Annotated in this window: 21 protein-coding genes; 15 read left to right on the top strand and 6 right to left on the bottom strand. The window is 74.5% G+C overall.

All coding sequences use genetic code 11. The features are described 5' to 3' along the window. The first annotated feature begins 5 nt into the window (after positions 1-5). Positions 6-566, top strand: coding sequence for an arginine repressor (locus tag CUT83_RS19700; RefSeq protein ID WP_093850851.1), 561 nt, complete (start codon positions 6-8; stop codon positions 564-566). A gap of 47 nt (positions 567-613) precedes the next feature. Here CUT83_RS19700 and CUT83_RS19695 read toward each other — a convergent pair whose 3' ends face one another. From CUT83_RS19695 to CUT83_RS19685, 3 genes are all read right to left on the bottom strand, one after another. Then, positions 614-1,180: a GNAT family N-acetyltransferase gene (locus CUT83_RS19695; protein ID WP_101257180.1), complete on the bottom strand. Its 567-nt coding sequence runs from the start codon at positions 1,178-1,180 to the stop codon at positions 614-616. Positions 1,181-1,304: 124 nt separating this feature from the next. Then, positions 1,305-1,817, bottom strand: a complete 513-nt coding sequence (locus CUT83_RS19690; RefSeq protein WP_101257232.1) for a GNAT family N-acetyltransferase — start codon at positions 1,815-1,817, stop codon at positions 1,305-1,307. A gap of 95 nt (positions 1,818-1,912) precedes the next feature. Next, positions 1,913-2,500: a pyridoxamine 5'-phosphate oxidase family protein gene (locus tag CUT83_RS19685; protein ID WP_101257179.1), complete on the bottom strand. Its 588-nt coding sequence runs from the start codon at positions 2,498-2,500 to the stop codon at positions 1,913-1,915. Positions 2,501-2,560: 60 nt separating this feature from the next. On the opposite strand from CUT83_RS19685, the gene CUT83_RS19680 reads away from it, so the two are divergent. From CUT83_RS19680 to CUT83_RS19660, 4 genes are all read left to right on the top strand, one after another. Then, positions 2,561-2,986 carry a DUF488 domain-containing protein gene (locus CUT83_RS19680; RefSeq protein WP_101257178.1) on the top strand — a complete coding sequence of 142 codons (426 nt, stop codon included), beginning with the start codon at positions 2,561-2,563 and terminating at the stop codon, positions 2,984-2,986. Positions 2,987-3,119: 133 nt separating this feature from the next. After that, positions 3,120-4,316 (top strand): argininosuccinate synthase, encoded by a 1,197-nt coding sequence (locus tag CUT83_RS19675; protein WP_101257177.1) that lies wholly within the window; start codon positions 3,120-3,122, stop codon positions 4,314-4,316. A gap of 166 nt (positions 4,317-4,482) precedes the next feature. Beyond that, a complete protein-coding gene (argH, locus tag CUT83_RS19670; RefSeq protein ID WP_101257176.1) occupies positions 4,483-5,949 on the top strand; it encodes an argininosuccinate lyase in 1,467 nt (488 codons plus the stop codon). 653 nt (positions 5,950-6,602) lie between these two features. Then, a complete protein-coding gene (locus tag CUT83_RS19660) occupies positions 6,603-7,202 on the top strand; it encodes a hypothetical protein (RefSeq protein ID WP_101257175.1) in 600 nt (199 codons plus the stop codon). Positions 7,203-7,295: 93 nt separating this feature from the next. On the opposite strand, the gene CUT83_RS19655 is transcribed toward CUT83_RS19660, so the two are convergent. Next, positions 7,296-7,976 (bottom strand): lysophospholipid acyltransferase family protein, encoded by a 681-nt coding sequence (locus CUT83_RS19655; protein WP_101257174.1) that lies wholly within the window; start codon positions 7,974-7,976, stop codon positions 7,296-7,298. Between the two features lie 246 nt (positions 7,977-8,222). On the opposite strand from CUT83_RS19655, the gene CUT83_RS19650 reads away from it, so the two are divergent. Next, the gene (locus CUT83_RS19650; protein WP_101257173.1) at positions 8,223-9,377 is read left to right on the top strand and encodes a glycerophosphodiester phosphodiesterase; all 1,155 of its coding nucleotides are present in this window, start codon (positions 8,223-8,225) and stop codon (positions 9,375-9,377) included. A gap of 340 nt (positions 9,378-9,717) precedes the next feature. Further along, positions 9,718-10,245: a GNAT family N-acetyltransferase gene (locus CUT83_RS19645; protein WP_101257172.1), complete on the top strand. Its 528-nt coding sequence runs from the start codon at positions 9,718-9,720 to the stop codon at positions 10,243-10,245. 89 nt (positions 10,246-10,334) lie between these two features. On the opposite strand, the gene CUT83_RS19640 is transcribed toward CUT83_RS19645, so the two are convergent. Together CUT83_RS19640 and CUT83_RS19635 are read right to left on the bottom strand one after the other, a co-directional pair. After that, entirely contained in the window at positions 10,335-10,763 is a 429-nt protein-coding gene (locus CUT83_RS19640; RefSeq protein WP_101257171.1) for a hypothetical protein, read from the bottom strand. After that, the gene (locus CUT83_RS19635) at positions 10,756-11,124 is read right to left on the bottom strand and encodes a hypothetical protein (protein WP_101257231.1); all 369 of its coding nucleotides are present in this window, start codon (positions 11,122-11,124) and stop codon (positions 10,756-10,758) included. The genes CUT83_RS19640 and CUT83_RS19635 overlap by 8 nt, the downstream gene beginning before the upstream one ends. 561 nt (positions 11,125-11,685) lie before the next feature. On the opposite strand from CUT83_RS19635, the gene CUT83_RS19630 reads away from it, so the two are divergent. The 8 genes from CUT83_RS19630 (at position 11,686) to CUT83_RS19595 (ending at position 22,659) form a co-directional block, all read left to right on the top strand. Beyond that, positions 11,686-12,813: a methionine ABC transporter ATP-binding protein gene (locus CUT83_RS19630; RefSeq protein WP_101257170.1), complete on the top strand. Its 1,128-nt coding sequence runs from the start codon at positions 11,686-11,688 to the stop codon at positions 12,811-12,813. After that, positions 12,810-13,478 carry a methionine ABC transporter permease gene (locus tag CUT83_RS19625; RefSeq protein WP_101257169.1) on the top strand — a complete coding sequence of 223 codons (669 nt, stop codon included), beginning with the start codon at positions 12,810-12,812 and terminating at the stop codon, positions 13,476-13,478. The genes CUT83_RS19630 and CUT83_RS19625 overlap by 4 nt, the downstream gene beginning before the upstream one ends. A gap of 165 nt (positions 13,479-13,643) precedes the next feature. Then, entirely contained in the window at positions 13,644-14,495 is an 852-nt protein-coding gene (locus CUT83_RS19620; protein ID WP_101257230.1) for a MetQ/NlpA family ABC transporter substrate-binding protein, read from the top strand. Between the two features lie 131 nt (positions 14,496-14,626). After that, a complete protein-coding gene (locus CUT83_RS19615) occupies positions 14,627-15,292 on the top strand; it encodes a GNAT family N-acetyltransferase (protein WP_101257168.1) in 666 nt (221 codons plus the stop codon). 208 nt (positions 15,293-15,500) lie between these two features. Then, positions 15,501-16,739 carry a precorrin-6y C5,15-methyltransferase (decarboxylating) subunit CbiE gene (gene cbiE / locus CUT83_RS19610; protein WP_101257167.1) on the top strand — a complete coding sequence of 413 codons (1,239 nt, stop codon included), beginning with the start codon at positions 15,501-15,503 and terminating at the stop codon, positions 16,737-16,739. Between the two features lie 203 nt (positions 16,740-16,942). Continuing rightward, a complete protein-coding gene (gene cobT, locus CUT83_RS19605; RefSeq protein WP_101257166.1) occupies positions 16,943-20,395 on the top strand; it encodes a nicotinate-nucleotide--dimethylbenzimidazole phosphoribosyltransferase in 3,453 nt (1,150 codons plus the stop codon). Between the two features lie 186 nt (positions 20,396-20,581). Continuing rightward, positions 20,582-21,814 carry a uroporphyrinogen-III C-methyltransferase gene (cobA, locus tag CUT83_RS19600; protein WP_101257165.1) on the top strand — a complete coding sequence of 411 codons (1,233 nt, stop codon included), beginning with the start codon at positions 20,582-20,584 and terminating at the stop codon, positions 21,812-21,814. Continuing rightward, entirely contained in the window at positions 21,811-22,659 is an 849-nt protein-coding gene (locus CUT83_RS19595) for a TrmH family RNA methyltransferase (RefSeq protein ID WP_101257164.1), read from the top strand. Before cobA ends, CUT83_RS19595 begins: the two co-directional genes overlap by 4 nt. The last annotated feature ends 198 nt before the right edge of the window (positions 22,660-22,857 follow it).

Genomic DNA, 22,857 nt, shown 5'->3' with positions numbered 1-22,857 from the left:
AGAAGATGACCGAGGCGCAGGCGCAGGGCGGCAACCACGGCGGCCCGGCCGTACCCCACACGCGTACGGCCCGGCACCGCCGGATCGTGGAGATCCTGAACCGCGAGCCGGTCCGGTCCCAGAGTCAGCTCGCCAAGCTGCTCGCCGACGACGGGCTGAGCGTCACCCAGGCGACCCTCAGCCGGGATCTGGACGAGCTGGGCGCGGTGAAGATCCGCAACACCGGGGGCGAGCTGATCTACGCCGTCCCCGGCGAGGGCGGCGACCGCACGCCCCGGGCCCCGCTGGGGGAGTCCGCGAGCGAGGCGAGGATGGCGCGGCTGGCGGGCGAGCTGCTGATCTCCGCCGAGGCGTCGGCCAATCTGGTGGTGCTGCGCACCCCGCCCGGCGCCGCCCAGTTCCTCGCCTCGGCCATCGACCAGGCGGAGGTGCACGACATCATCGGCACCATCGCCGGCGACGACACCCTGCTGCTGATCAGCCGTCACCCCACCGGCGGGCAGGCCCTGGCCGACCACCTGCTGCGGCTGGCGCAGAAGAACTCCCACCAGGGCAACGGCGCCTGAGGCCCGGAGCCCGGCCGGGCCCCGGCCTCAGGCGCCGTTGCCCCCCGTCAGCCGTGCGCGCCGTTCCCGTCGGCGGCCTGCCACTCGTGGGCCAGCACAGCCCAGACCTGGAGGTCGTGGCGGCGGCCGCCCATGGGGAACACGCTGCGCAGGGTGCCCTCGTGCGTCATGCCCAGCCGCCCGGCCACCGCGATGCTGGGGCCGTTGTCGGGGGAGACCATCCACTCCACCCGTGTCAGACCGCGCTCCCCGACCGCCCAGTCGATCATGTGCCGGGCGGCGGTGGTGACCAGTCCGCGTCCCTGGGCCTCGGGCGCCAGCCAGGCCCCCAGCTCGCAGGAGCCCTCGGAGGCGCTGAACCTCCGGAAGAGCATGCCGCCCACCAGTTCGCCGCCCCGCCGGATGCCGCAGATCCGGCCCTCGTCCGCGGCCTGCATGTCCGCGTACCGCTGGAGGAAGGCCCGGGCCGAGGCGGTGTCGGTGACGGTGTGCGCCCACGGCAGCCAGGGCGTCAGATGCTCACGCACCCGGTCGGTGCAGGCGGCCAGCTCCGGCGCCTGCCACGGCTCCAGGGGGCACAGCTGTGCACCGTCGCCGAGAGGGGTGCTGAACATGGGGACTCCTCGAGGGGTCGCTTGCCGGTGTCGGTGAGGGGGGTGGTCGCGGCGGTCCCGCCGCTCCCGGTGGCCGCCATGACCGAGTCCGCCGTCACACCGGCGGCGCCCGCCGCCCGCCTGCTCAGAGCGGTTTCTTGTGGAAGAGGGTCGTGGGCCGGAGCACGCCCTCGGTGTCGGCGGCGTAGTCGGGGATCGTGCCGGCCTCGGTCCAGCCGGCCGAGCGGTAGAGGTGCTCGGCCGGGCTGCCGGTCTGGGTGTCCAGCACCAGCAGGCGGACCCCCGAGGCGGCGGCCTCCCGTTCGGCCGTCGCCAGCAGCCGCCGGCCCAGCCCCCGGCCCCGGGCGTCCCGGTGCACGATCAGCTTGGCCATCTCCGCACGGTGGCGGCCGTTGGGCATACCGCAGAACCTCAGCTGCACCGTCCCCAGGATCCGGCCGCCGCTCCGGGCGACCCACACCGCCGTCCCGCCGTCGGCGACCTCGGGCGCCAGCCCTTCCCACCAGGCCGTCGCCTCGGCGGGGTCGAGCGGGGCGAGGAAGCCGATCGAGGAGCCGCCCTCGACGGCGTCGCGGAGCAGGGCGGCCAGATCCCGGGCCGCGGCGGGGATCCCGGTGGCCGGCAGACGGGTGATCACCGGCGCGGCACTGCTGATGTGTTCGGTTCGCACCGCCCGATGGAACCCCTTCCGGGGCTCCGGCCGCAAGGACGTTCCGCCAGGCGGGCGGGTGTTCAGGCGGGTGTGGGCGGCAGGGGGAGCGGCAGCCCCGGGAGGCCGTCGATGCTGGTGGCGACATGCTCCTTCTTGTGGAAGTACGCGTCCAGTGACTCGTCCGTCTCGCGCGCGAAGCGCGAGCCGTGCAGGGGGCGGTCACTGTCGTAGGTCATCAGCGGCACGGCGTAGCCGCAGGTGTCGCGGATCAGCTCGGCGGTGACCACGATGATCGCGCGCAGGCCGTGCCGGGAGTGGTCGATGCCGGGGAAGCGGGCGATCAGCTCTCCCCAGCGCGGGTCGTCGCGGAAGACGGGCTCTCCTCGGCCGTGGACGCGCACGATGTTCGGCGGGCCGGTGAAGGCGCACCACATCAGGGTGATCCGGCCGTTCTCCCGCAGATGGGCGACGGTCTCGGCGTTGGAGCCGGCGAAGTCGAGATAGGCGACGGTGCGCTCGTCGAGGACGGCGAAGGAACCCCTCAGCCCCTTGGGGGAGAGGTTGACGGTGCCGTCGCCGGACAGCGGCGCGGTGGCGGTGAAGAAGACGGGCTGGGCCTCGATGAAGTCCCGCAGCCGTCCGTCGATGCGTTCGTATGTCTTTCCCACACGGGCATCATGCCGCCGTGTGCGCGTGCGCGCTCGGTGTTTCCGGCGCAGGCTGGACACATGGCCGAAGGCAGGGGAACAGGCGGGGACAGGAGCCGGCGCGGGAGCGGGGGCCCCGAGGTGCGGGTGCGCCGTGTGTACGAGGAGGCCGGCCCCGGGGACGGCCGGCGGGTGCTGGTGGACCGGATCTGGCCGCGCGGTCTGAGCCGGGACGCGGCGGAACTGGACGAGTGGTGCAAGGACGCCGCCCCGTCGGACGGGCTGCGCCGCTGGTACGGCCACGACCCGGAGCGGTACGCGGAGTTCGCCGGGCGCTACCGTGCCGAGCTGGAGGAGGCGGGGCGGCACGAGGCGGTGGAGCGGCTGCGGGAGTCGGCCGGGGAGGGGACGCTGACGCTGCTGACGGCCACCAGGGACTCGGAACGCAGCCACGCGGCCGTACTGGCCGAGGTGCTGCGGGAGACCGCCCGGGGCGTCCCCGACTGACGCATGCGGTGCGCCGCCGATCACCGGAAGGCGGTCTACCTGCGATTTTCCTGATGGGTGACCGCTCTTTGACGAACCATGCGGAGGAGTGCATACTTATACCAGTCACCGTATGCATCGTAAGGAGCCCCCCGTGACCGAGCGCGTCGTACTCGCCTACTCCGGTGGCCTGGACACTTCCGTCTGCATCGGCTGGATCGCCGAGGAGACGGGCGCCGAGGTCATCGCCGTCGCCGTGGACGTCGGCCAGGGCGGAGAGGACCTGGACGTCATCCGCAAGCGCGCGCTCGCCTGCGGCGCCGTCGAGGCCGAGGTCGCCGACGCCAAGGACGAGTTCGCCGAGGAGTACTGCCTCCCCGCGATCAAGGCGAACGCGCTCTACATGGACCGCTACCCGCTGGTCTCCGCCCTCTCCCGGCCGACCATCGTCAAGCACCTGGTGGCCGCCGCCAGGAAGCACGGCGCCACCACCGTCGCCCACGGCTGCACCGGAAAGGGCAACGACCAGGTACGCTTCGAGGCCGGCATCTCCTCCCTGGCCCCCGAGCTGAAGTGCATCGCGCCGGTGCGGGACTACGCCATGACGCGCGACAAGGCGATCGCCTTCGCCGAGGACAAGGGCCTGCCGATCGCCACCACCAAGAAGTCGCCCTACTCCATCGACCAGAACGTCTTCGGGCGGGCCGTGGAGACCGGCTTCCTGGAGGACATCTGGAACGCGCCGACCGAGGACGTCTACGACTACACCCGGAACCCGGCCGCCGCACGCGAGGCCGACGAGGTGGTCATCACCTTCGACAAGGGCGTCCCCGTGGCCCTCGACGGCAGGCCCGTCACCGTCCTGCAGGCCATCCAGCAGCTCAACGAGCGGGCCGGGGCCCAGGGCGTGGGCCGGATCGACATGGTCGAGGACCGTCTGGTGGGCATCAAGTCCCGCGAGGTCTACGAGGCGCCGGGCGCCATCGCGCTGATCACCGCCCACCAGGAGCTGGAGAACGTCACCGTCGAGCGCGAACTGGCCCGCTACAAGCGGCAGGTCGAGCAGCGCTGGAGCGAACTGGTCTACGACGGCCTGTGGTTCTCCCCGCTCAAGCGCGCCCTGGACGGCTTCGTCGAGGAGGCCAACGAGCATGTGTCAGGCGACATCCGGATGACCCTGCACGGCGGCCGGGCCACCGTCACCGGCCGGCGCTCCCACACGTCGCTGTACGACTTCAACCTGGCCACCTACGACACCGGCGACACCTTCGACCAGTCGATGTCCAGGGGCTTCATCGAGATCTTCGGCATGAGCAGCAAGATCGCCGCCAAGCGGGACCTCGCGCAGTAACCTGCCCCCGCGGCAGCCGCACACCGCACACCGCACACCGCCCGCCTCCTCCGCCCTGTGGTGGGGGAGGCGGGCGCCTTCCCGTCCCAGCCGGGCCCGGCAGTCCGATGCCGCCCGATACCGCCCGGCACGCCCAGCACGACCGGTAAGCGCACGAGGAGCACCGATGACCAACGCCCCCCAGACCCCGCCCCCCGCCGCAGGCGGCGACGTACGGCTGTGGGGCGGCCGGTTCGCCGACGGGCCGGCCGAGGCGCTGGCCGCCCTCTCGGCCTCCGTCCACTTCGACTGGCGGCTGGCCCCCTACGACATCGCCGGGTCGCGCGCCCACGCCCGGGTGCTCCACCGGGCCGGCCTGCTGACCGCCGACGAGCTGGAGAAGATGCTCGCCGGCCTCGACCGGCTGGCCGCCGACGTCGCCGACGGCACCTTCACCGGCACCGTCGCCGACGAGGACGTGCACACCGCCCTGGAGCGCGGACTGCTGGAGCGCCTCGGCCCCGAGCTCGGCGGCAAGCTGCGCGCCGGGCGCTCCCGCAACGACCAGGTCGCCACACTGTTCCGGATGTACCTGCGCGACCACGCCCGGATCATCGGCGGTCTGCTCGCCGATCTGAACGAGGCCCTGGTGGCCCTGGCCGAGGCGCACCCGGATGTGGCGATGCCCGGCCGCACCCACCTCCAGCACGCCCAGCCGGTCCTCTTCGCCCACCATGTCCTCGCCCACGTCCAGGCGCTGTCCCGGGACGCCGAGCGGCTGAGGCAGTGGGACGCGCGCACCGCCGTCTCGCCCTACGGATCGGGGGCGCTGGCCGGTTCCTCGCTCGGCCTGGACCCCCGCGCGGTCGCCGCCGACCTCGGCTTCGAGCACGGCTCGGCCGCCAACTCCATCGACGGCACCGCCTCGCGCGACTTCGTAGCCGAGTTCGCCTTCATCACCGCGATGATCGGCGTGGACCTCTCCCGGATCGCGGAGGAGGTGATCATCTGGAACACCAAGGAGTTCTCCTTCGTCACCCTCCACGACGCCTTCTCCACCGGCTCGTCGATCATGCCGCAGAAGAAGAACCCGGACATCGCCGAGCTGGCGCGCGGCAAGTCCGGCCGGCTCATCGGCAACCTCACGGGGCTGCTGGCCACCCTCAAGGCGCTGCCGCTGGCGTACAACCGCGACCTGCAGGAGGACAAGGAGCCGGTCTTCGACTCCTGCGACCAGCTGGAGATCCTGCTGCCGGCGTTCACCGGGATGATGGCCACCCTCACCGTCAACCGCGAGCGGATGGCCGAGCTGGCCCCGGCCGGCTTCTCGCTGGCCACCGACGTGGCCGAGTGGCTGGTGAAGCGGGGTGTGCCGTTCCGGGACGCGCACGAGATCGCGGGGGAATGCGTCAAGGTCTGCGAGGCCGCCGGGATCGAGCTGGACGAACTGACCGACGAGCAGTTCGCGAGGATCTCGCCCCACCTGACCCCCGAGGTCCGCACCGTGCTGAGCGTTCCCGGTGCCCTGGCCTCCCGCGACGGACGGGGCGGCACCGCGCCGTCCGCCGTCGCCGTCCAGCTCGCGGAGGTCAAGGAGGACCTGGCCCGGCAGCGGGAATGGGCCGGGCAGACCCGTCCGGGCGCCGTGGGCTGACCATCCGCCGGACCGCCGCCAACCGGACCGCCGCCAACGGGCGGTGGCCACGGCCGGACGGGCCGGCGGCCGGGTGCCCGCCGTACGCGACTCCAGCGCCGCGGCCACCGCTCCGCAGCGCTCGTGTCCCAGGGCGACCACCAGCGGCACGCCCGGCGCCACCGGCCCGTGCTCGGCGCTGAGCGGGACGTCCGCCCGGACAGCGTCTGCCGGAGGCACCGGGCAGTCCACACACATGCCGCCGGAACGGCGGCGACGGGGCGCGGGGCGGCGGAGCACCCGCCGCCTCCCCTCCTCGCGCCCCTCGCGCCTCTCCCGGGCCGGCGCCCGCGCCCTCCACGCAGTCCGGCCGGCCCTCCCGCGCGGCGCCGCCGGGCGGGAGGGCGGCTTTGCGCGGTGCTGTCCGGCGGTGGTTCGTCGAAGAGCGCGGCACGTGTTCCTCCGGGTCTGCCGTCGTCCTGGGAAGCATGGACGGTCCCGGGCCCGGGCATGCCGCCGGAAGGAGTGAACCCGGGTGTGCCAAAGAGGACGCGGTCACCCGCGGGAGTGACCGTCCGCCCGGACACCCGTCCGGGGCACCGTGGGCCGCGCCGCTCATCCGCGGCGGTGGCGAGGTGGTGGCGAGGCGGTGGCGACGAGAAGGAGCGGAGAAGGTGCGGGAGCCCGGGAGGACCGGCAGACCGGACTGGCTCTTCGGCACGGGCGCGACACCCGCGCAGAAGGGTCTGGCCCACGCCGTGGCGGCGGCCGGGTGCGCGGTCCTCGCGGTGTACGGCCGGGACGAGGGCTGGACCTGGTGGCAGTGGGTGCTGGGCCTGCTGCTCGTGTGGGACCTGGCGGGGGGCGTGGTGGCCAACGGGCTGGACACGGCCAAGCGCTTCTACCACTCGCCGCCGCCTTTGGGAACGGGGACGGTGGGGCGCTTCCTGCACCATCCGGTGGGCTTCACCGCCGCGCACGTCCAGCCGGTCGCGGCCGGCCTCGCCTTCGACGGCGGGCCCTGGTGGTGGGGCCCCCTGTGGTACCTCTGGGCGCTGGCCGGCGCCGTACTGGTGGCCCGGGTCCGCGAATCCCTCCGGCGCCCGGTGGCGCTGGGGGCCGTCGGCCTGGGGGCCATGGTCGCGCCGCTGGTCACCGCACCCGGTGGAATGGCCTGGCTGCCCGTGGTGCTGCTGCTCAAGCTGGTCCTCGCGCACGGTGTTCCCGAAGGAGCCGCCGCGCCGGCCGGGCCGCGCGGGCGCCCGCCCCGGTGAGCCGTCCGCCCGGTGAGTCGCCCGCCGGCGGAGAGAGGACGGGGCCCGGTACCGCCCGCGGGCGGTACCGGGCCCCGGGGGCCGGACGGCGCTTCAGGCAGCCTTGGCCTTGGTGGCGTACACGTCCACGTACTCCTGGCCCGACAGGCGCATCACATGGCTCATCACCTCGTCGGTCACGGCCCGCAGCACATAGCGGTCGCGGTCCATGCCGTCGTAGCGCGAGAAGTCCAGCGGCTCACCGAAGCGGACGGTGACCCGGCGTCCCGGTCCGACCCGGGGCAGCCCGCTGCCGCCCGGCTGCACACGGTCGGTGCCGATCATCGCGAACGGGACGACCGGCGCGCCGGTCATCAGCGTCAGCCGGGCGATGCCGGTGCGGCCCCGGTACAGGCGGCCGTCGGGGGAGCGGGTGCCCTCCGGGTAGATGCCGAAGACGTTGCCCTCCTCCAGCACCCGGCGGCCGGTCATCAGCGCCGCGACACCGCCGCGCCCGCCGTCGCGGTCCACCGGGATCATGCCGACGCCGGTGAAGAACCACGCCATCAGACGGCCCTTGAGGCTCTTCCCGGTGACGTACTCGTCCTTGCCGATGAAGAAGACCTGCCGGTCGACGACGAGGGGGAGGATCATCGAGTCGATGAAGGTCAGGTGGTTGCCGGCCAGGATCACCGGGCCGTTGCCGGGAATCCGCTCCGCTCCCTCGACCTGCGGACGGAACAGCACGCGCAGGAGCGGGCCGAGCAGCGCCTTGATGAGCAGGAAACGGGACAACGTGCCCTCCGGTCGTGATGGTCGGCGCGCGCACCCGCGCAGATCAGTACGGTACTCGCCGGTCACCGGCGGGTGCGCGCCGGGTTCGTCCCACGGATACCCCGTGACGGCGCGATTTGTCAGCCGTTCACGCCTCGTTTCGTGCGCGGTCTCCCGCAGTGAAGTGACGCGCACCTACCATGCGCGGGTTCCGTTGCCTGCCGGGTGCGGGACAGTCACAGGCGTGTGAAGGGGAGAGGAGTGCCCATGGGACAGGCGCAGAGGCCGGACCGCAGGACCGTGCTGGGCGCGGCGGTGCTGGGCGCGGGCGCGGCGGCGCTGGGACCGGCCGCCGCGGCGGCCGCGGCCGACGGCGGCCGGGGGAGAGGCGCGGGCCGGGGGCGCGCGGCCCTGCCGGCGCCCGCCGTCATCGCCCATCGCGGTGCCAGCGGCTACCGGCCCGAGCACACTCTGGGGGCCTACCAACTCGCCCTCGACATGGGCGCCGACGTCATCGAGCAGGATCTCGTGCCCACCCGGGACGGCCATCTGGTCTGCCGTCACGAGAACGACATCACCGGCACCACGGACGTGGCCGACCACCCGGAGTTCGCCGACCGCAAGGCCACCAAGACGGTGGACGGAACCGAGATCACCGGCTGGTTCACCGAGGACTTCACCCTCGCCGAGCTCAGGACGCTGCGCGCCACCGAGCGCATCCCCGGCACCCGCCCCGACAACACCCTCTACGACGGCCGCTGGACGGTCCCGTCCTTCGAGGAGGTGCTGCGCTGGGCCGAGCGCGAGGGCCGCCGGCGCGGACGCCCGGTCTGGCTTCACGTCGAGACCAAGCACCCCAGCCACTTCCGCGCACTGGGCCTGGGCCTGGAGGAGCGGCTGGCGAAGCTGCTGCGCCGGTACGGGCGGGACCGCGCGAACTCCCCCACGTTCCTGCAGTCCTTCGAGCCGACCAGCATGGAGCGGATGAGCCGGCTGGTGAGGACTCCGCGCATGGTGCTGCTGTGGACCGCCGACTCCCGTCCCTGGGACTTCGAACAGGCCGGCGACCCGCGTACCGTGGCGGACCTCGTCACTCCCGGGGGACTGGAGTGGATCTCCGGCTTCGCCCAGGGCGTCGGCCCGGTGCTCGACCTCGTCGTCCCCCGGCGGGCGGACGGGCGGCTGGGCGAGCCCACCACCCTGGTGCGCGACGCCCATGCCCGCGGGCTGCTGCTCCACCCGTACACCATGCGCAACGAGAACCGGTTCCTGCCCGCGGAATTCCGCCGCGGCACCGACCCGGACGCCTACGGGGACGCCTTCGGCGCCCTGCGGGCGTACTTCGGAACGGGCATCGACGGCATCTTCACCGACCAGCCGGACACCGCCCTGCTGGCCGCCGAGGACTTCCGCCGGAGCTGACGGCCGGCCCGGGCCGGCCGTCAGCTCCGGCCGGCCCGGCCCGCGCGACCGTTTCGCGCCGCGGCCCGCACGGCGGCCGCGACGCGGGACGGCCCTCCCGCCGGGGACCCCGCCGCGGGGAAGAGGCCCGCGAGTTGGGAATCTCACAGGGCGGTCCCGGACCGATTCGTTCCCCTTGCATCGATTGCCCGCGCAGAATGCTCACGACGGAGGTTGCGCCCCCCGAACCAGGGGAAAGGTGCGGTGAACCACCGGCGTCATCAGGGCAGACAGTTCGGGCGCGCGACCCTCGTTCGACGCGCGCGCCCGGACATGACGAGACATGGGGAGACGTGCGCACATGGGAACGAGCGTGACCATCTCGGCGGCGACGGACGAAGACGCCGAGCAGATCCTCAAACTGCAGTACCTGTGCTACCAGTCCGAGGCCGCGCTGTACGGCGACTACGGCATCGAGCCGCTCACCCAGACCCTCGACGGCCTCCGCGCCGAACTGGCCCGCGGTTGCGTGCTCGTGGCCCGGCTCGGCGCGGAGGTCGTCGGCTCGGTACGCGGCCGCGTCGAGGACGACGGCACGGCCGTGATCGGCAAGCTGATCGTCCACCCCCGCATGCAGCGGCACGGGCTCGGCGGGAGGCTGCTGTCCGCGGTCGAGGAGCGGCTGGCGCGGGAGCGGTCCGCCCGGCGCTACCGGCTGTCCACCGGCCACCGCAGCGAGAGCGGCATCCGCCTCTACCGCAGGCTCGGCTACACCCCGGTGGCCACCGAGCGGGTCTCCTCCCGGCTGGACATGGTGACCCTGGAGAAGGCGCCGGAGCCCTCGCCGACGGGCGGGGACGTCTCCCGGAGGTATGCCGCCAGCGCCTGACCGCGCCCCGTACGCATTGCGCGTCCCGTGCGCGTACGGCCGCCCCGGTGGGGGTTCCACCGGGGCGGCCGTACGTATGCCGGGGCCGGTCAGGCCGCGCCGGCCCCGGCGGGCGAGCGGCGCAGCCACAGCAGGCCGATCACCGGCAGAACCAGCGGGAGCAGCAGATATCCCAGGCCGTAGTCCGACCAGACGGTCGCGTCGGGGAATGCCGACGGGTCCAGCACCGTCCAGGTGCCGACCGTCAGCACCCCGGCCAGCTCGGCCGCGCAGCACACCAGCGCCACCCGGCGGGCGCCCCTGCCGCCGCGGACCAGGGCGACGGTGATCACCACGTAGACGGCCGCGGCAACCGCCGACAGGACGTACGCCAGCGGCGCCTCGTCGAAGCGGGTGGAGAGCTGGTAGACCGAGCGGGAGGTCGCGCCGATCGCGAAGACCGCGTACAACGTGACCAGCAGCCGGCCCGGCCCGCGGTTCAGACCCGGCCGCGCCGGGGCTCCCGAGGGCTCAGCCATGCCCGCCTCCCCACACGTCGTACAGCCGCACCTGGAGCACGGCCATCACCACCGCGCCCGCGGCGACCGTCGCCGAGCCCCAGCGGGTGCGCTCGGCCAGCGACATGAAGCCGACCGCGGGCACGCAGGCCGCCACGCCGAGCAGATAGGAGACGAAGACCACCGTGCCGCCGTCCGGCTTCTCGCCGCGCGCCAGCTGTACGACGCCGACGGCCAGCTGCACCAGGGCGAGCACGGTCACCACGGCCATGCCGGCGAAGTGCCAGTCCTTGGTCGGCTGGTCCCGGTAGGCCGCGAAGCCGCACCAGGCGGCCAGGGCGAGCGCGGCCACGGCGACCGCGACCGTCAGCGGGGTGAGCATGTCGGCACTGTATTCGAGCCCGTCATCGCGGACGAAACGGCCCCTCCGGAAGTCCTCGCCCACCGTGGCGTTGACCACATACCGGGCAGCTTTCCGTACAGCTCGCGAACGGCGTCCACGCAGGTGGAAGCGGGTGCGGCGACTTCTCGGCGAGGGTGGACGGGCCGGCCGTCGCACACTCGGCTGTCCAATATCCGGACATGGGCGTCCGTTTTTTACGTGTAGCGGGCAGGGGTCTGCTTTACTCATCCGCATGACCGCGACGAGCTGCCGCATCCGTGCGACCGAGGCGACCACGACGCCCGGTGCTCGCCGCATGTGTCGAATGTGTGACCGCTGAGGGCCCCCGCCTGAGCCGCCTCGCGCCCCGAAGCGAGACCTGAGCCTTCCGCCTCCCGGCAGTCCGCCGTGAGGGCGCCGGATGTGCCCGGCCCCGCGCTCGCCCGCCGTCCGCCCGCACCAGGCGTGGCCCGGACCGCGGACTCCCACCCCCTTCGTCAGGAACATCCCGTGCCCGGCGCCGCACCCCCGCGCCGCGCACTCGACAGTCATGGACACCCAGTGATCACCACCACGGGACTCACCAAGGTCTACCGCTCCCGAGGCCGCGACGTGACAGCGCTCGACGGCGTCGACCTCCATGTCCGCGAGGGCGAGGTCTTCGGCGTCGTCGGCCGCAGCGGCGCGGGGAAGTCCTCCCTCATCCGCTGCGTCAACCTGCTGGAGCGCCCCACCTCCGGCACGGTCGTCGTCGACGGCCGGGACCTCACCGCCCTGGCCGGGCGCGGACCGCGGGCCGGCGCCGAACTGCGCCGGGCCCGCAGCCGCATCGGCATGGTCTTCCAGCACTTCAACCTGCTGTCCTCCCGGACCGTCCAGGGCAACGTCGAACTGCCGCTGGAGATCCTCGGCGTCCCCGGCCGCGAGCGCGCCCGCAAGGCCCGGGAACTGCTCGGCCTGGTCGGCCTCGCCGACCACGCCCGCTCCTGGCCCGCACAGCTCTCCGGCGGCCAGAAGCAGCGCGTCGGCATCGCCCGGGCGCTGGCGGGCGATCCCAGGGTGCTGCTGTCGGACGAGGCGACCTCCGCCCTCGACCCGGAGACCACCCGCTCCATCCTGGCCCTGCTGCGCGACCTCAACCGGCGGCTCGGCCTGACCGTCCTGCTCATCACGCACGAGATGGACGTCGTCAAGACCGTCTGCGACTCGGCCGCGCTGATGCGGGACGGGAAGGTCGTCGAGTCCGGCACCGTCTCCGGGCTGCTGGCCACCCCGGGCTCGGAGCTGGCCCGCGAGCTGTTCCCCCTCGGGGGAGCGTCCCCGGCGGGGGAAGCGGAGGCCGGGGAGGCGGAGGCCGGAAACGGGGCGGTCCGGGAGCGCACCGTCGTGGACGTCACCTTCCACGGCGAGAGCACCGGACGGCCGCTGATCTCCCGGCTCTCGCGCGCCCACGGCATCGACGTGTCGATCCTCGGCGCCGCCATGGACACCATCGGCGGCCGCCAGGTGGGCCGGATGCGGATCGAGCTGCCCGGCCGCCGCGAGGACAACGCCGTGCCGATCGGCTTCCTGCGCGAGCGGGGACTGACCGTCGAGTTCCCCGGGGCGGCCGGAGCCGCCCGTACCCCCGGAGCCGCCCGGACCCCCGGGACACCCGAGACCTTCGAGACCGTGGAGAAGCCCCGATGACCTGGCCGGAGATGCAGCCCATCCTGCTCCAGGGCACCGTCGACACCCTCTACATGGTCGGCTGGTCCACCCTCGTCACCGTCCTGGGCGGCCTGCCGCTGGGCGTGCTGCTGGTGCTCACCGACCGCGGCGGGCTGCTGGCGAACAGGGCGGTCAACAAGGCGGTCGGCACCGTGGTCAACGTCGGGCGCTCCCTGCCCTTCATCATCCTCGTCGTCGCCCTTATCCCCTTCACCCGCGTGGTCGTCGGCACCTCCATCGGCCCGACGGCCGCCGTGGTGCCGCTGTCCATCGGTGCCATCCCCTTCTTCGCCCGCCTGGTGGAGACGGCCGTGCGCGAGGTGGACCACGGACTGGTCGAGGCCGTCCTGTCCATGGGCGGCGGCACCGGCACGGTCGTCCTCAAGGCGCTGCTGCCACAGGCCCTGCCCTCCCTCGTGGCCGGCCTGACCACCACCGTCATCACCCTCGTCGGCTACTCCGCGATGGCCGGCGCGGTGGGCGCCGAAGGTCTGGGCAGCAAGGCCATCACCTACGGCTACCAGCGCTTCGAGACCGGCTTCATGTTCGCCACCGTCGTCGTGCTGCTCGCCCTCGTCACCGCCGTGCAGCTCCTGGGCGACGGCGCGGTGCGCCTGCTCTCCCGCCGCGAGCGCACCACCTGAACCACCCTCGACCCACCCCCCACCCATGGAAGCCGGACCCCTTGTCCGGCACCGACCGGAGCCCCGGCACCCCGGAGCCCGGAGAACGCACAACGGAAAGAGGCACTCTTCGTGCGCACCATCACCAAGTCCGCCATCACCAGGTCCGCCATCACCAGGTCCGCCATCACCAGGTCCGCCCGCACCAGGCCCGGCGCCGCCCTGGCCACCGCCGCGCTGGCCCTGTCGCTGACCGCCTGCGGCACCGACTCCGACCCCGCCGCCTCCGGCGGTTCCGAAGGCGCCGACGCGCCGCTGACCGTCGCCGCCTCCCCGACCCCGCACGCCGACATCCTCGGCTTCGTCAGGGACAACCTGGCCGAGGAGGCCGGACTGGATCTGGAGATCAGGGAGTTCACCGACTACGTCCTGCCCAACACCGCCACCGAGAACGGCGAGGTCGACGCCAACTACTTCCAGCACAAGCCCTACCTGGACGACGTCAACGCCAAGCAGGGCACCCACCTGGTGCCCGTGACGGGCGTCCACCTGGAACCGCTGGGCCTGTACTCCTCCACCCTGAAGAAGGCCTCCGAACTCGGCGCGGGCGACACCGTCGCGGTGCCCAACGACACCACCAACGAGGGCCGCGCCCTGAGGCTCCTGGACGACCACGGCCTGATCGAGCTGAAGGACGGCGCCGGGCAGGACGCCACCCTGGCCGACATCGCCGACGCCAGGGGACTGGAGTTCAAGGAGCTGGAGGCGGCCGCTCTGCCCCGCTCCCTCGAAGACGTGGACGCCGCCGTCGTCAACGGCAACTACGCCATCGAGGCCGGTCTGGAGCCCGCCGAGGACGCCCTGGCCCTGGAAGAGGCCGAGGGCAACCCCTACGTCAACCTCCTCGTCGTCAAGGAGGGCAACGAGGACGACCCGCGGGTGAGGAAGCTGGCCGGCCTGCTGGCCTCCGAGGAGGTCGCCGGCTTCATCGAGAAGGAGTACCGGGGCTCGGTGGTGGCCGCCTCCGACGCCTCCTGACACCGGTACGGCGGTGGGCCGGGCCCCGGCGGGGGTTTCCAGGGGCACGGCCCACCGCCGGGGCCCGCGCTGCACGCCGCCGGGGTGATGCTGCATGCTGTGCACTCGACCCCGTCAGGCTGGAGCGGCGCATGACATCCATCTTCCCGGAGATCTCGATCAGCACGGAACGGCTCGTGCTGCGTCCCCTCGAGACCGAGGACGCCCCGGCGTTCACCGAGATGATGAACGACGAACTGGTCACCGCCTGGACCTCCGTACCCGCCCCCTACACCGAGGAGCACGCCCGGGAGTGGATCGCGCGGGGGGCGCCCGCGGAGCGGACCGAGGGGCGCGGCATCGTCTTCGCCGTCACCGAGTTCCTCACCCAGCGCCTGGTCGGCGCCGTCCATCTGCGCAAGACCGACTGGCGGGTGCTGTCCGCCGAGGCCGCGTATGTGACCGCCCCCTGGGCACGGGGCGAGGGGTACGCCGCCGAGTCGCTGCTCGCCGCCGTCCAGTGGCTGTTCCAGGACCGGAAGTTCGAACGGCTGGAGATCCGCACCCCGGCCGGCAACACCGCCTCCCAGCAGGTCGCGCAGAAGGTGGGCTGCGTCAGCGAGGGCGTGCTGCGCAACGCCTGGATAGCCCGGACCCGCACCGAGGACGGGAGCTGGACCGACATCCGCACCGACCTGATCGTGTGGAGCCTGCTGCCGGAGGACCTGGAGGACGGGCCGGGCGGGGCGGCCGACGCCGGCGGCTACTCCGCCTACCCCGAGGCCGGAAGCTACTCCGCCTACCCCGACTGGCGCTGACGGCCCGGAACCCCGGGGCCGTGAAGCCCGAGCCGTGAAGCCCGAGCCGTGAAGCCCGAGCCGTGAAGCCCCGGCCGGCCCCCCGCGCCGGGCGCGGTAACCTCACTGCGGCGACCCCGCCGCCCCACCGGCACCGCACCCCGCACCCGCGCACATCCCCGCACCACCTTCCGTCCCCGCCCCGCGACGCGCCAGGAGAGAGCCGACGATGGCCGACCGTGTCACCGTGATCGGGTGGGACGGCTCGCCGCTGACCGAGGCCGCCCGCGCCGCCCTCGGAGCCGCCACCCTCGTCGCCGGCGCCGCCCACCATCTCGCCCTCCCCGAGGTCCCGCCCGGGGCCGAGCGCATCCGGCTGGGCAGTGCGGCGCTGGCTGCCCGCCGTATCGCCGGGCACCGCGGCACCGCGGTGGTCCTCGCCGACGGCGACCCGGGCTTCTTCGGCGTCGTCCGCACCCTGCGCGCACCCGAGTACGGCCTGGAGGTCGAGGTCGTACCCGCCGTCTCGTCCGTCGCCGCGGCCTTCGCCCGTGCGGGGATGCCCTGGGACGACGCCCAGATCGTCGTCGCCCACGCCCGCACCCTGCGCCGCGCCGTCAACGTCTGCCGCGCCCACACCAAGGTCGCCGTCCTCACCTCGCCCGGCGCCGGGCCCGCCGAACTGGCCCTGCTGCTGGAGGGGGTGCACCGCACCTTCTTCATCTGCGAGGCACTGGGCACCGACCGCGAGCGGGTCACCGTACTGACCTCCGACAAGGTCGCCGACCACGTCTGGCGCGACCCCAACGTCGTGATCGTGGTGGGCGGTTCGGCGACCGCGGCCGGGCCCGGCGCGGCCGGCCAGGGCGGATGGCTGGCCGGCCGCGATCCGAACTACCCGCCCGCCGTGCGGGGCTGGGCCCTGCCGGCCGCCGAGTACACCGGACAGGACGTCCGGGCCGCCGCGGCGGGGACCGCGGATTTCGCGCAACTGCGCGCCGCCCAGCTCGCCCGGCTCGGCCCCAGGCCCGGCGACCTGCTGTGGGACATCGGCGCGGGCAGCGGAGCCGTCGCCGTGGAGGCCGCCCGCTTCGGCGCCGCGGTCCTCGCGGTCGAGCGCGACGCGGCCGCCTGCGCGCGGATGTCCGCCGCCGCACGGCACTTCGGCGTCCAGCTCCAGGTCGTGCACGGCATCGCGCCCCTGGTGCTGGAGGCACTGCCCGAACCCGACGTGGTGCGCGTCGGCGGGGGAGGGGTGCGTACGGTCGCCGCCTGCGCCGACCGCAGACCCGAGAGGATCGTCACACACGCCTCCACCCGCGACGAGGCCGAGGCCGTCGGGCGGGTGCTGGCGGACGGCGGATACGCCGTGGAGTGCGCCCTGCTCCAGTCCCTGGAACTGGACACCCGGGAGTGGACGGAACGCGAACGCGCGGTCGTCTTCCTGCTGTCCGGCAGCCGGATGTGATCTCGTCCGAGACGAACCGGACCAACCGGGGTCAGTCGTCCACCCCCGCCCCCCGGGGAGTGCGGCGGCGGGTAGGCTGATGGACCGTTGTGCCGCCAGCCGGTATTGACACTTTGTCTGTCGATGTCCGGATGGTTCAGGCGGGGGCACGGCGGGCGCCCGCTGGGGCTGGAAGGAGCACTACCGATGGGCGAGGGGTACGCATGACTGACACCGGCCGGGTCCCGGGCGAGGGGCAGCCGGAGAACGCAGGCGGACAGCCGGAGCAGCCGGGTACACCGGCACCCGGCACGTACACCTTCGCGGGCCCGGTCGAAGGTGTGGCGTCGGGCTACGAGGACGATCTGCTGCTGCCCGGCTCCCACGGATGGGGCGAGGCGGCGTCCGCGCAGCCTCAGGCGTCCGCGCCCGCCTCCGTGCCCGGCCCGCGCGAGTCGGACGGCTACGGGCAGCGCCCCGTACCGCCCGCGCAGACGGCCCACGGGCAGGCGCCCCAGGCCGCCGCGACGCCTCCCCGGCCGCCGCACCTGGGGCCGCCCGTGCCCGAGCAGTCCGGCGTGGTGCGCACGCTCGCCGACCGCAGCAGCGCCCCGGTGGCTCCGGCGCCCACGCCCCCGCAGGGCGTGCCCGTACGGCAGCCGGGACCGCCGACCACGGGGCCCGAGTACTTCGACGTCGCCCACGAGGAGCCCGCGGCGCAGGCCGCTCCCTCTCCGGAGGCACCCGAGGCCGTCGCACCCGAGGCGGCCGCACCCGAGGCCGTCGCGCCCGCTCCTGCCGCGCAGCCCGGCACGCTTCCGTCCGACCCGGTGCAGCCCGGTGCCTGGGCGCCACAGCCTCCGGCGCCGGCCCCGGCGGCGGAACCCGGGCCCGCTCCCGTGCAGCCGGCGGCCGGATGGCCGGCCGAGCCGCTGCCCGGCCCGGACCTCGCCGCGATGCCTCCCGTCCCGGAGACCGGTGAGGCGCCGACCGCAAAGGCCCAGGCCCCCGCTCCCGCCCCGGAGCCGGAGCCCGCGCCCGAGGCTGAGTCCGCGCCCGAGGCGGAGGAGGCCGAGCCGCAACTCTCCCAGGAGCCCGTTCCGGCGCCGGCGGACGAAGTTTCCGCCCCTGCCCCTGCCCCTGCCCCGGAGCCGGAGCCGGAGCCCGCGCCCGAGGCGGTCGAGCCGTCCGCGGCCGCGGCCCCTGTCGCCGAACCCGTAGCGCCCGAACCCGCCGTGGCCGGTCCCGGCCCGCAGACCGTCCACGAGACACAGGACGCGGAACCGGAGCAGCCCCGGCCCGCCGCCGGGCCGGAGTCCGTGCCCGGGGCGCCGAAGACCCCGGAAGGCCCGGAGAACGCCGGGGAGCCCGTCGCGGCGGAGGCCCCGGCGAGCGCTTCGGCCGAGGCGGCTCCTGTCGGCCCCGCCCCTGCCGAAGCCGCTCCCGCCGAAGCCGCTCCCGCGGAGGTGGCCGAGGCGCCCGCCCCCGAACCCGCGGCGGCCGAACCCGCGGCGGCCGAACCCGCGGCGGCCGAACCCGCGTCCGTCCAGGCCCCCTCCGAGTCCGCCCCCTCCGAGTCCGCCCCCTCCGAGTCCGCCCCCTCCGAGCCCGTGTCCGCCGGGGCCGAGGCCCCGGCTCCGGAGCCCGTTCCGGCGCCGGCGGACGAGGCCCCCGCGCCGGCCCCCGAGCAGCAGCTCGCCGTGGCCGCGGTGCCCGGCGCCGGACCACAGGTGATGGAGGCCGTGGCGGTCACCGCCGAGTCCCCTCGACAGGACGACGCACAGCCGCCCGCCGACGGCGGGCCGGCCGTACCCGTCGCCGAGCAGGAGCCCGGGACCGAGACGCCGGACGCGGCCGGCACCGCCGGAGCGGCTGCCGCCGACGAGACCGATGGAGCCGCGGAGGACGCTGAGACCGGCGCCGCCCCCGCCCCCGCCGCCCCCGCCGCCCCGGGCTACGACGAGGCCGAACGCGAGACGCTGCACCGCCTCATGCGCGAGAGGCGGGACATCCGCAACGGCTTCCGCTCCGACCCGATCCCCGACGACGTGCTGTTGCGCGTCCTGGAGGCGGCCCACACCGCTCCCAGCGTCGGCCACTCCCAGCCGTGGGACTTCGTCCTCATCCGCTCCGAGGAGACCCGCAGGACGATGCACGAGCTGGCCATGCGCCAGCGCGACGCGTACGCCCGGTCGCTGCCCCGGGCCCGCGCCAAGCAGTTCAAGGAGCTGAAGGTCGAGGCGATCCTCGACACCCCGGTCAACATCGTCGTCACCGCCGATCCCACCCGCGGCGGCCGCCACACCCTCGGCCGCCACACCCAGCCGAAGATGGCGCCCTACTCCTCGGCCCTGGCGGTGGAGAACCTCTGGCTCGCGGCCCGCGCGGAGGGCCTGGGCGTGGGCTGGGTCAGCTTCTTCGACGAGCGCGAGATGGTCCGGGTCCTCGGCCTGCCCGAGCACCTGGAGGTCGTCGCCTATCTCTGCATCGGGTACGTGGACGCCTTCCCGGACGAGCCCGAGCTGGTGCAGGCGGGCTGGTCCAGGCGCCGCCCGCTGTCCTGGGTCGTCCACGAGGAGTCCTACGGCCGCCGGGTCCTGCCCGGTGCGGAGGAGCCGCACGACCTGCTCACCGAGACCCTGGCGGGCATCCGCCCGCTGGACGCCAAGGCGCTCGGCGAGGCGTGGGAGCGCCAGAAGCGGATGACCAAGCCGTCCGGCGCGCTCGGCATGCTGGAGATCATCTCCGCACAGCTCAGCGGCCTGGCCCGGCAGTGCCCCCCGCCGATCCCCGAGCCCGCGGCCGTCGCCGTCTTCGCCGGGGACCACGGGGTGCACGCCCAGGGCGTCACCGCCTGGCCGCAGGAGGTCACGGCGCAGATGGTCGCCAACTTCCTGGGCGGCGGCGCGGTCTGCAACGCCTTCGCGAACCAGGTGGGCGCCGAGGTCTGTGTGGTGGACGTGGGCGTGGCGGCCGACCTGCCGTCCGCGCCCGGTCTGCTGCCGCGCAAGGTGCGGCCGGGCACGGCGGACTTCACCGCCGGGCCCGCGCTCACCCGCGAGGAGGTGCTGCGCGCGGTCGAGGTGGGCATCGAGACCGCCCGCGATCTGGTGGCGGCGGGCAACAAGGCGCTGCTGACCGGTGAGATGGGCATCGCCAACACCACCGCCTCCGCCGCGCTGATCGCGGTCTTCACCGGCGCCGACCCGGCCGAGGTCACCGGTCGCGGCACCGGCGTCAGCGACGAGATGCACGCCCGCAAGGTCGAGGTGGTCCGCCGCGCCCTGGAGCTGCACCGGCCCGACGCGGCCGACCCCCTCGGCGTCCTGGCGGCGGTCGGCGGGCTGGAGCACGCCGCGCTGACCGGGCTGATCCTCGGCGGCGCCTCGCTGCGCACCCCCGTCGTCCTCGACGGGGTGAGCGCGGGGGCGGCGGCCCTGGTCGCGCGGGCCATCGCCCCCGAGGCGCTGGCGGCCTGCATCGCGGGTCACCGCAGCGCGGAGCCCGGCCATGTCGCGGCACTGACCAAGCTGGGCCTGCGCCCCCTGATCGACCTCGACCTGAGGCTCGGCGAGGGGACGGGCGCCCTGCTGGCCCTGCCGGTGGTGCAGAGCGCGGCCCGGGCCATGCACGAGGTCGCCACCTTCGACTCGGCGGGCGTCACCGAGAAGAACTGACGCGCCCCGCCGCCGTACCGCCCGCAGGCCACCGGAAGGCCCCGGATCCCCTCCGGTGACCTGCGGCACAGCGGGTCCGGGCCGCCGCGTCGTACGCTGCCCGCACCCGCTGCCCTCCGCAGCCAGTCCCGTCTTCGCCGCTCCACCGTCGCAGCGGCCCGCGATCCTTTGAGGAGCCGCACCGCCATGTCCGACCACTTCGCGCACCCCGCCTACCCCGTGGGCCTGCGTCTGACCGGGCGCCGTGTGGTCGTCCTCGGCGGCGGGACCGTCGCCCAGCGGCGGCTGCCCGCGCTGCTGGCCGCGGGCGCCGACGTCCTGGTGATCGCGCCCTCGGCCACCCCCTCGGTGGAGGCCATGGCCGAGGCGGGCGAGCTGCGCTGGGAGCGCCGCGCCTACCGCCCGGGCGATCTGGACGGCGCCTGGTACGCGGTCGTCGCCACCGACGACGCCGGGGCGAACGAGGCCGCCTCCGCCGAGGCCGAGGAGCGCCGGGTGTGGTGCGTCCGCAGCGACGACGCCGACGCCGCCACCGCCTGGACCCCGGCCACCGGACGCAGCGAGGGCGTCACCGTCGCGGTCCTCACCGGACGCGATCCGCGCCGCTCGGCCGCCGTGCGCGACGCCGTGGTCGAGGGGCTGCGCGACGGCACCCTGACCGCCCCCCGGCACCGTGCCCGCAGGGCCGGTGTCGCCCTGGTCGGCGGAGGCCCGGGCGACCCGGACCTGATCACGGTGCGCGGCCGCCGGCTGCTGGCCGAGGCGGACGTGGTGATCGCCGACCGGCTCGGCCCGCGCGACCTGCTGGACGAACTGCCGCCGCACGTCGAGGTGATCGACGCCGCCAAGATCCCCTACGGCCGGGCGATGGCCCAGGAGGCCATCAACGCGGCCCTCGTGGAGCACGCCGGGGCCGGGAGGTTCGTCGTACGCCTCAAGGGCGGCGACCCCTATGTCTTCGGCCGCGGCATGGAGGAGGCGCAGGCGCTGGCCGAGGCCGGGATCCCGGTCACGGTGGTGCCCGGCATCTCCAGTTCCGTCAGCGTGCCCGGCGCCGCGGGCATTCCGGTCACACACCGCGGGGTGGCCCACGAGTTCACCGTCGTCAGCGGCCATGTCGCCCCCGGTGACCCGCGTTCGCTGGTGGACTGGGCGGCCCTGGCGAAGCTGCGCGGCACCCTGGTGATGCTGATGGCGGTGGAGCGCATCGGCGCCATCGCCGAGGCCCTCGTCGAGCACGGGCGGGCCCCGGACACGCCCGTCGCCGTGGTCCAGGAGGGCACCATGGCCGGCCAGCGCCGGGTGGACGCCACCCTGGCGACCGCGGCGCGCACGGTCGAGGAGGAGGGCGTACGCCCGCCCGCGGTGATCGTCGTCGGCGAGGTGGTCGGCGTGAACCGGGCCGGGGCCGGCCGGTGACGGAGCGGAGGGCCGAAGGCGGGAGCGGGGACGTCCGGGGCCCGGTCACCGTCGAGGACCCCGGCGATCCGCGCCTGGGCGACTACACCGGCCTGACCGACGTCCGGCTGCGGCGCGTACGCGAACCGGCGGAGGGCCTGTTCATCGCCGAGGGCGAGAAGGTCATCCGGCGCGCCCTCGCGGCAGGCTACGAGATGCGGTCGATGCTGCTGACGCCCAAGTGGGCCGAGGCGATGCGCGACGTGGTCGCCGCGGCCCGGGCGCCCGTCTACAGCGTCGGCCCGGAGGTGGCCGAGCGGGTGACGGGCTACCACGTGCACCGCGGGGCCCTGGCCTCGATGCGCCGAAAGCCCCTTCCGGGCCCGGCGGACCTGCTGGCCGGCGCGCGCCGGGTGGCGGTGCTGGAGGCCGTGAACGACCACACCAACATCGGCGCCCTGTTCCGCAGCGCGGCGGCGCTGGGCGTGGACGCGGTGCTGCTCTCACCGGACTGCGCCGACCCCCTCTACCGGCGTTCGGTCAAGGTCTCCATGGGCGCGGTCCTCCAGGTGCCGTGGACCAGGCTGGAGTCCTGGCCCGGGGACGTGGGGGTGCTGCGGGAGGCGGGGTACGTCACGGCGGCGCTCGCCCTGGACGGGAACGCGGTCGGCCTCGGCGAGTTCGCGGCCCGCCGGCACCCCAGGACCGCCCTGATCCTCGGCTCGGAGGGGGACGGCCTGCGCCCGTCCACGGTCGCGGCCGCCGACGTGACCGTGCGGATCCCCATGAGCGCGGGCGTCGACTCCCTCAACGTCGCCGCGGCCGCGGCCGTGGCCTTCTACGCGACCGGCCCCGCCGCGGGGTGAGTCCGTCCGTGTGCCTCCTGTCCGCCAAAGCGGGCATTTGGTGACACTGGGTGATAAAGTGAGCGCGCCAGTACTCGGTCGGCGCGGCCGACGGCGGGCCAACCGCCGCCCGGCCCGCTCACGTCGATGAAACGCAGATCTGTACTGGGGGTGCAGATCTCGACTTTGCCCCATCCAGAGGGCGGTCGGGTCGGGGCT

Origin of the sequence: Streptomyces barkulensis (assembly GCF_002843305.1) — a bacterium.
In the GTDB taxonomy this organism is placed as follows: domain Bacteria; phylum Actinomycetota; class Actinomycetes; order Streptomycetales; family Streptomycetaceae; genus Streptomyces; species Streptomyces barkulensis.
Note: the sequence above shows the minus strand (reverse complement) of the source record. Positions and strands in the feature narration are given on the sequence as shown.

What these genes read in the sequence shown, in the direction of transcription:
- CUT83_RS19625 (WP_101257169.1), top strand. Translation starts at nt 12,810, where the DNA reads ATGACCTGGCCGGAGATGCAGCCCATCCTGCTCCAGGGCACCGTCGAC.
- argH (WP_101257176.1), top strand. Translation starts at nt 4,483, where the DNA reads ATGACCAACGCCCCCCAGACCCCGCCCCCCGCCGCAGGCGGCGACGTA.
- CUT83_RS19650 (WP_101257173.1), top strand. Translation starts at nt 8,223, where the DNA reads ATGGGACAGGCGCAGAGGCCGGACCGCAGGACCGTGCTGGGCGCGGCG.
- CUT83_RS19645 (WP_101257172.1), top strand. Translation starts at nt 9,718, where the DNA reads ATGGGAACGAGCGTGACCATCTCGGCGGCGACGGACGAAGACGCCGAG.
- CUT83_RS19680 (WP_101257178.1), top strand. Translation starts at nt 2,561, where the DNA reads ATGGCCGAAGGCAGGGGAACAGGCGGGGACAGGAGCCGGCGCGGGAGC.
- cobT (WP_101257166.1), top strand. Translation starts at nt 16,943, where the DNA reads ATGACTGACACCGGCCGGGTCCCGGGCGAGGGGCAGCCGGAGAACGCA.
- CUT83_RS19615 (WP_101257168.1), top strand. Translation starts at nt 14,627, where the DNA reads ATGACATCCATCTTCCCGGAGATCTCGATCAGCACGGAACGGCTCGTG.
- CUT83_RS19700 (WP_093850851.1), top strand. Translation starts at nt 6, where the DNA reads ATGACCGAGGCGCAGGCGCAGGGCGGCAACCACGGCGGCCCGGCCGTA.
- CUT83_RS19640 (WP_101257171.1), bottom strand. Translation starts at nt 10,763, where the DNA reads ATGGCTGAGCCCTCGGGAGCCCCGGCGCGGCCGGGTCTGAACCGCGGG.
- cobA (WP_101257165.1), top strand. Translation starts at nt 20,582, where the DNA reads ATGTCCGACCACTTCGCGCACCCCGCCTACCCCGTGGGCCTGCGTCTG.
- cbiE (WP_101257167.1), top strand. Translation starts at nt 15,501, where the DNA reads ATGGCCGACCGTGTCACCGTGATCGGGTGGGACGGCTCGCCGCTGACC.
- CUT83_RS19635 (WP_101257231.1), bottom strand. Translation starts at nt 11,124, where the DNA reads ATGCTCACCCCGCTGACGGTCGCGGTCGCCGTGGCCGCGCTCGCCCTG.
- CUT83_RS19695 (WP_101257180.1), bottom strand. Translation starts at nt 1,180, where the DNA reads ATGTTCAGCACCCCTCTCGGCGACGGTGCACAGCTGTGCCCCCTGGAG.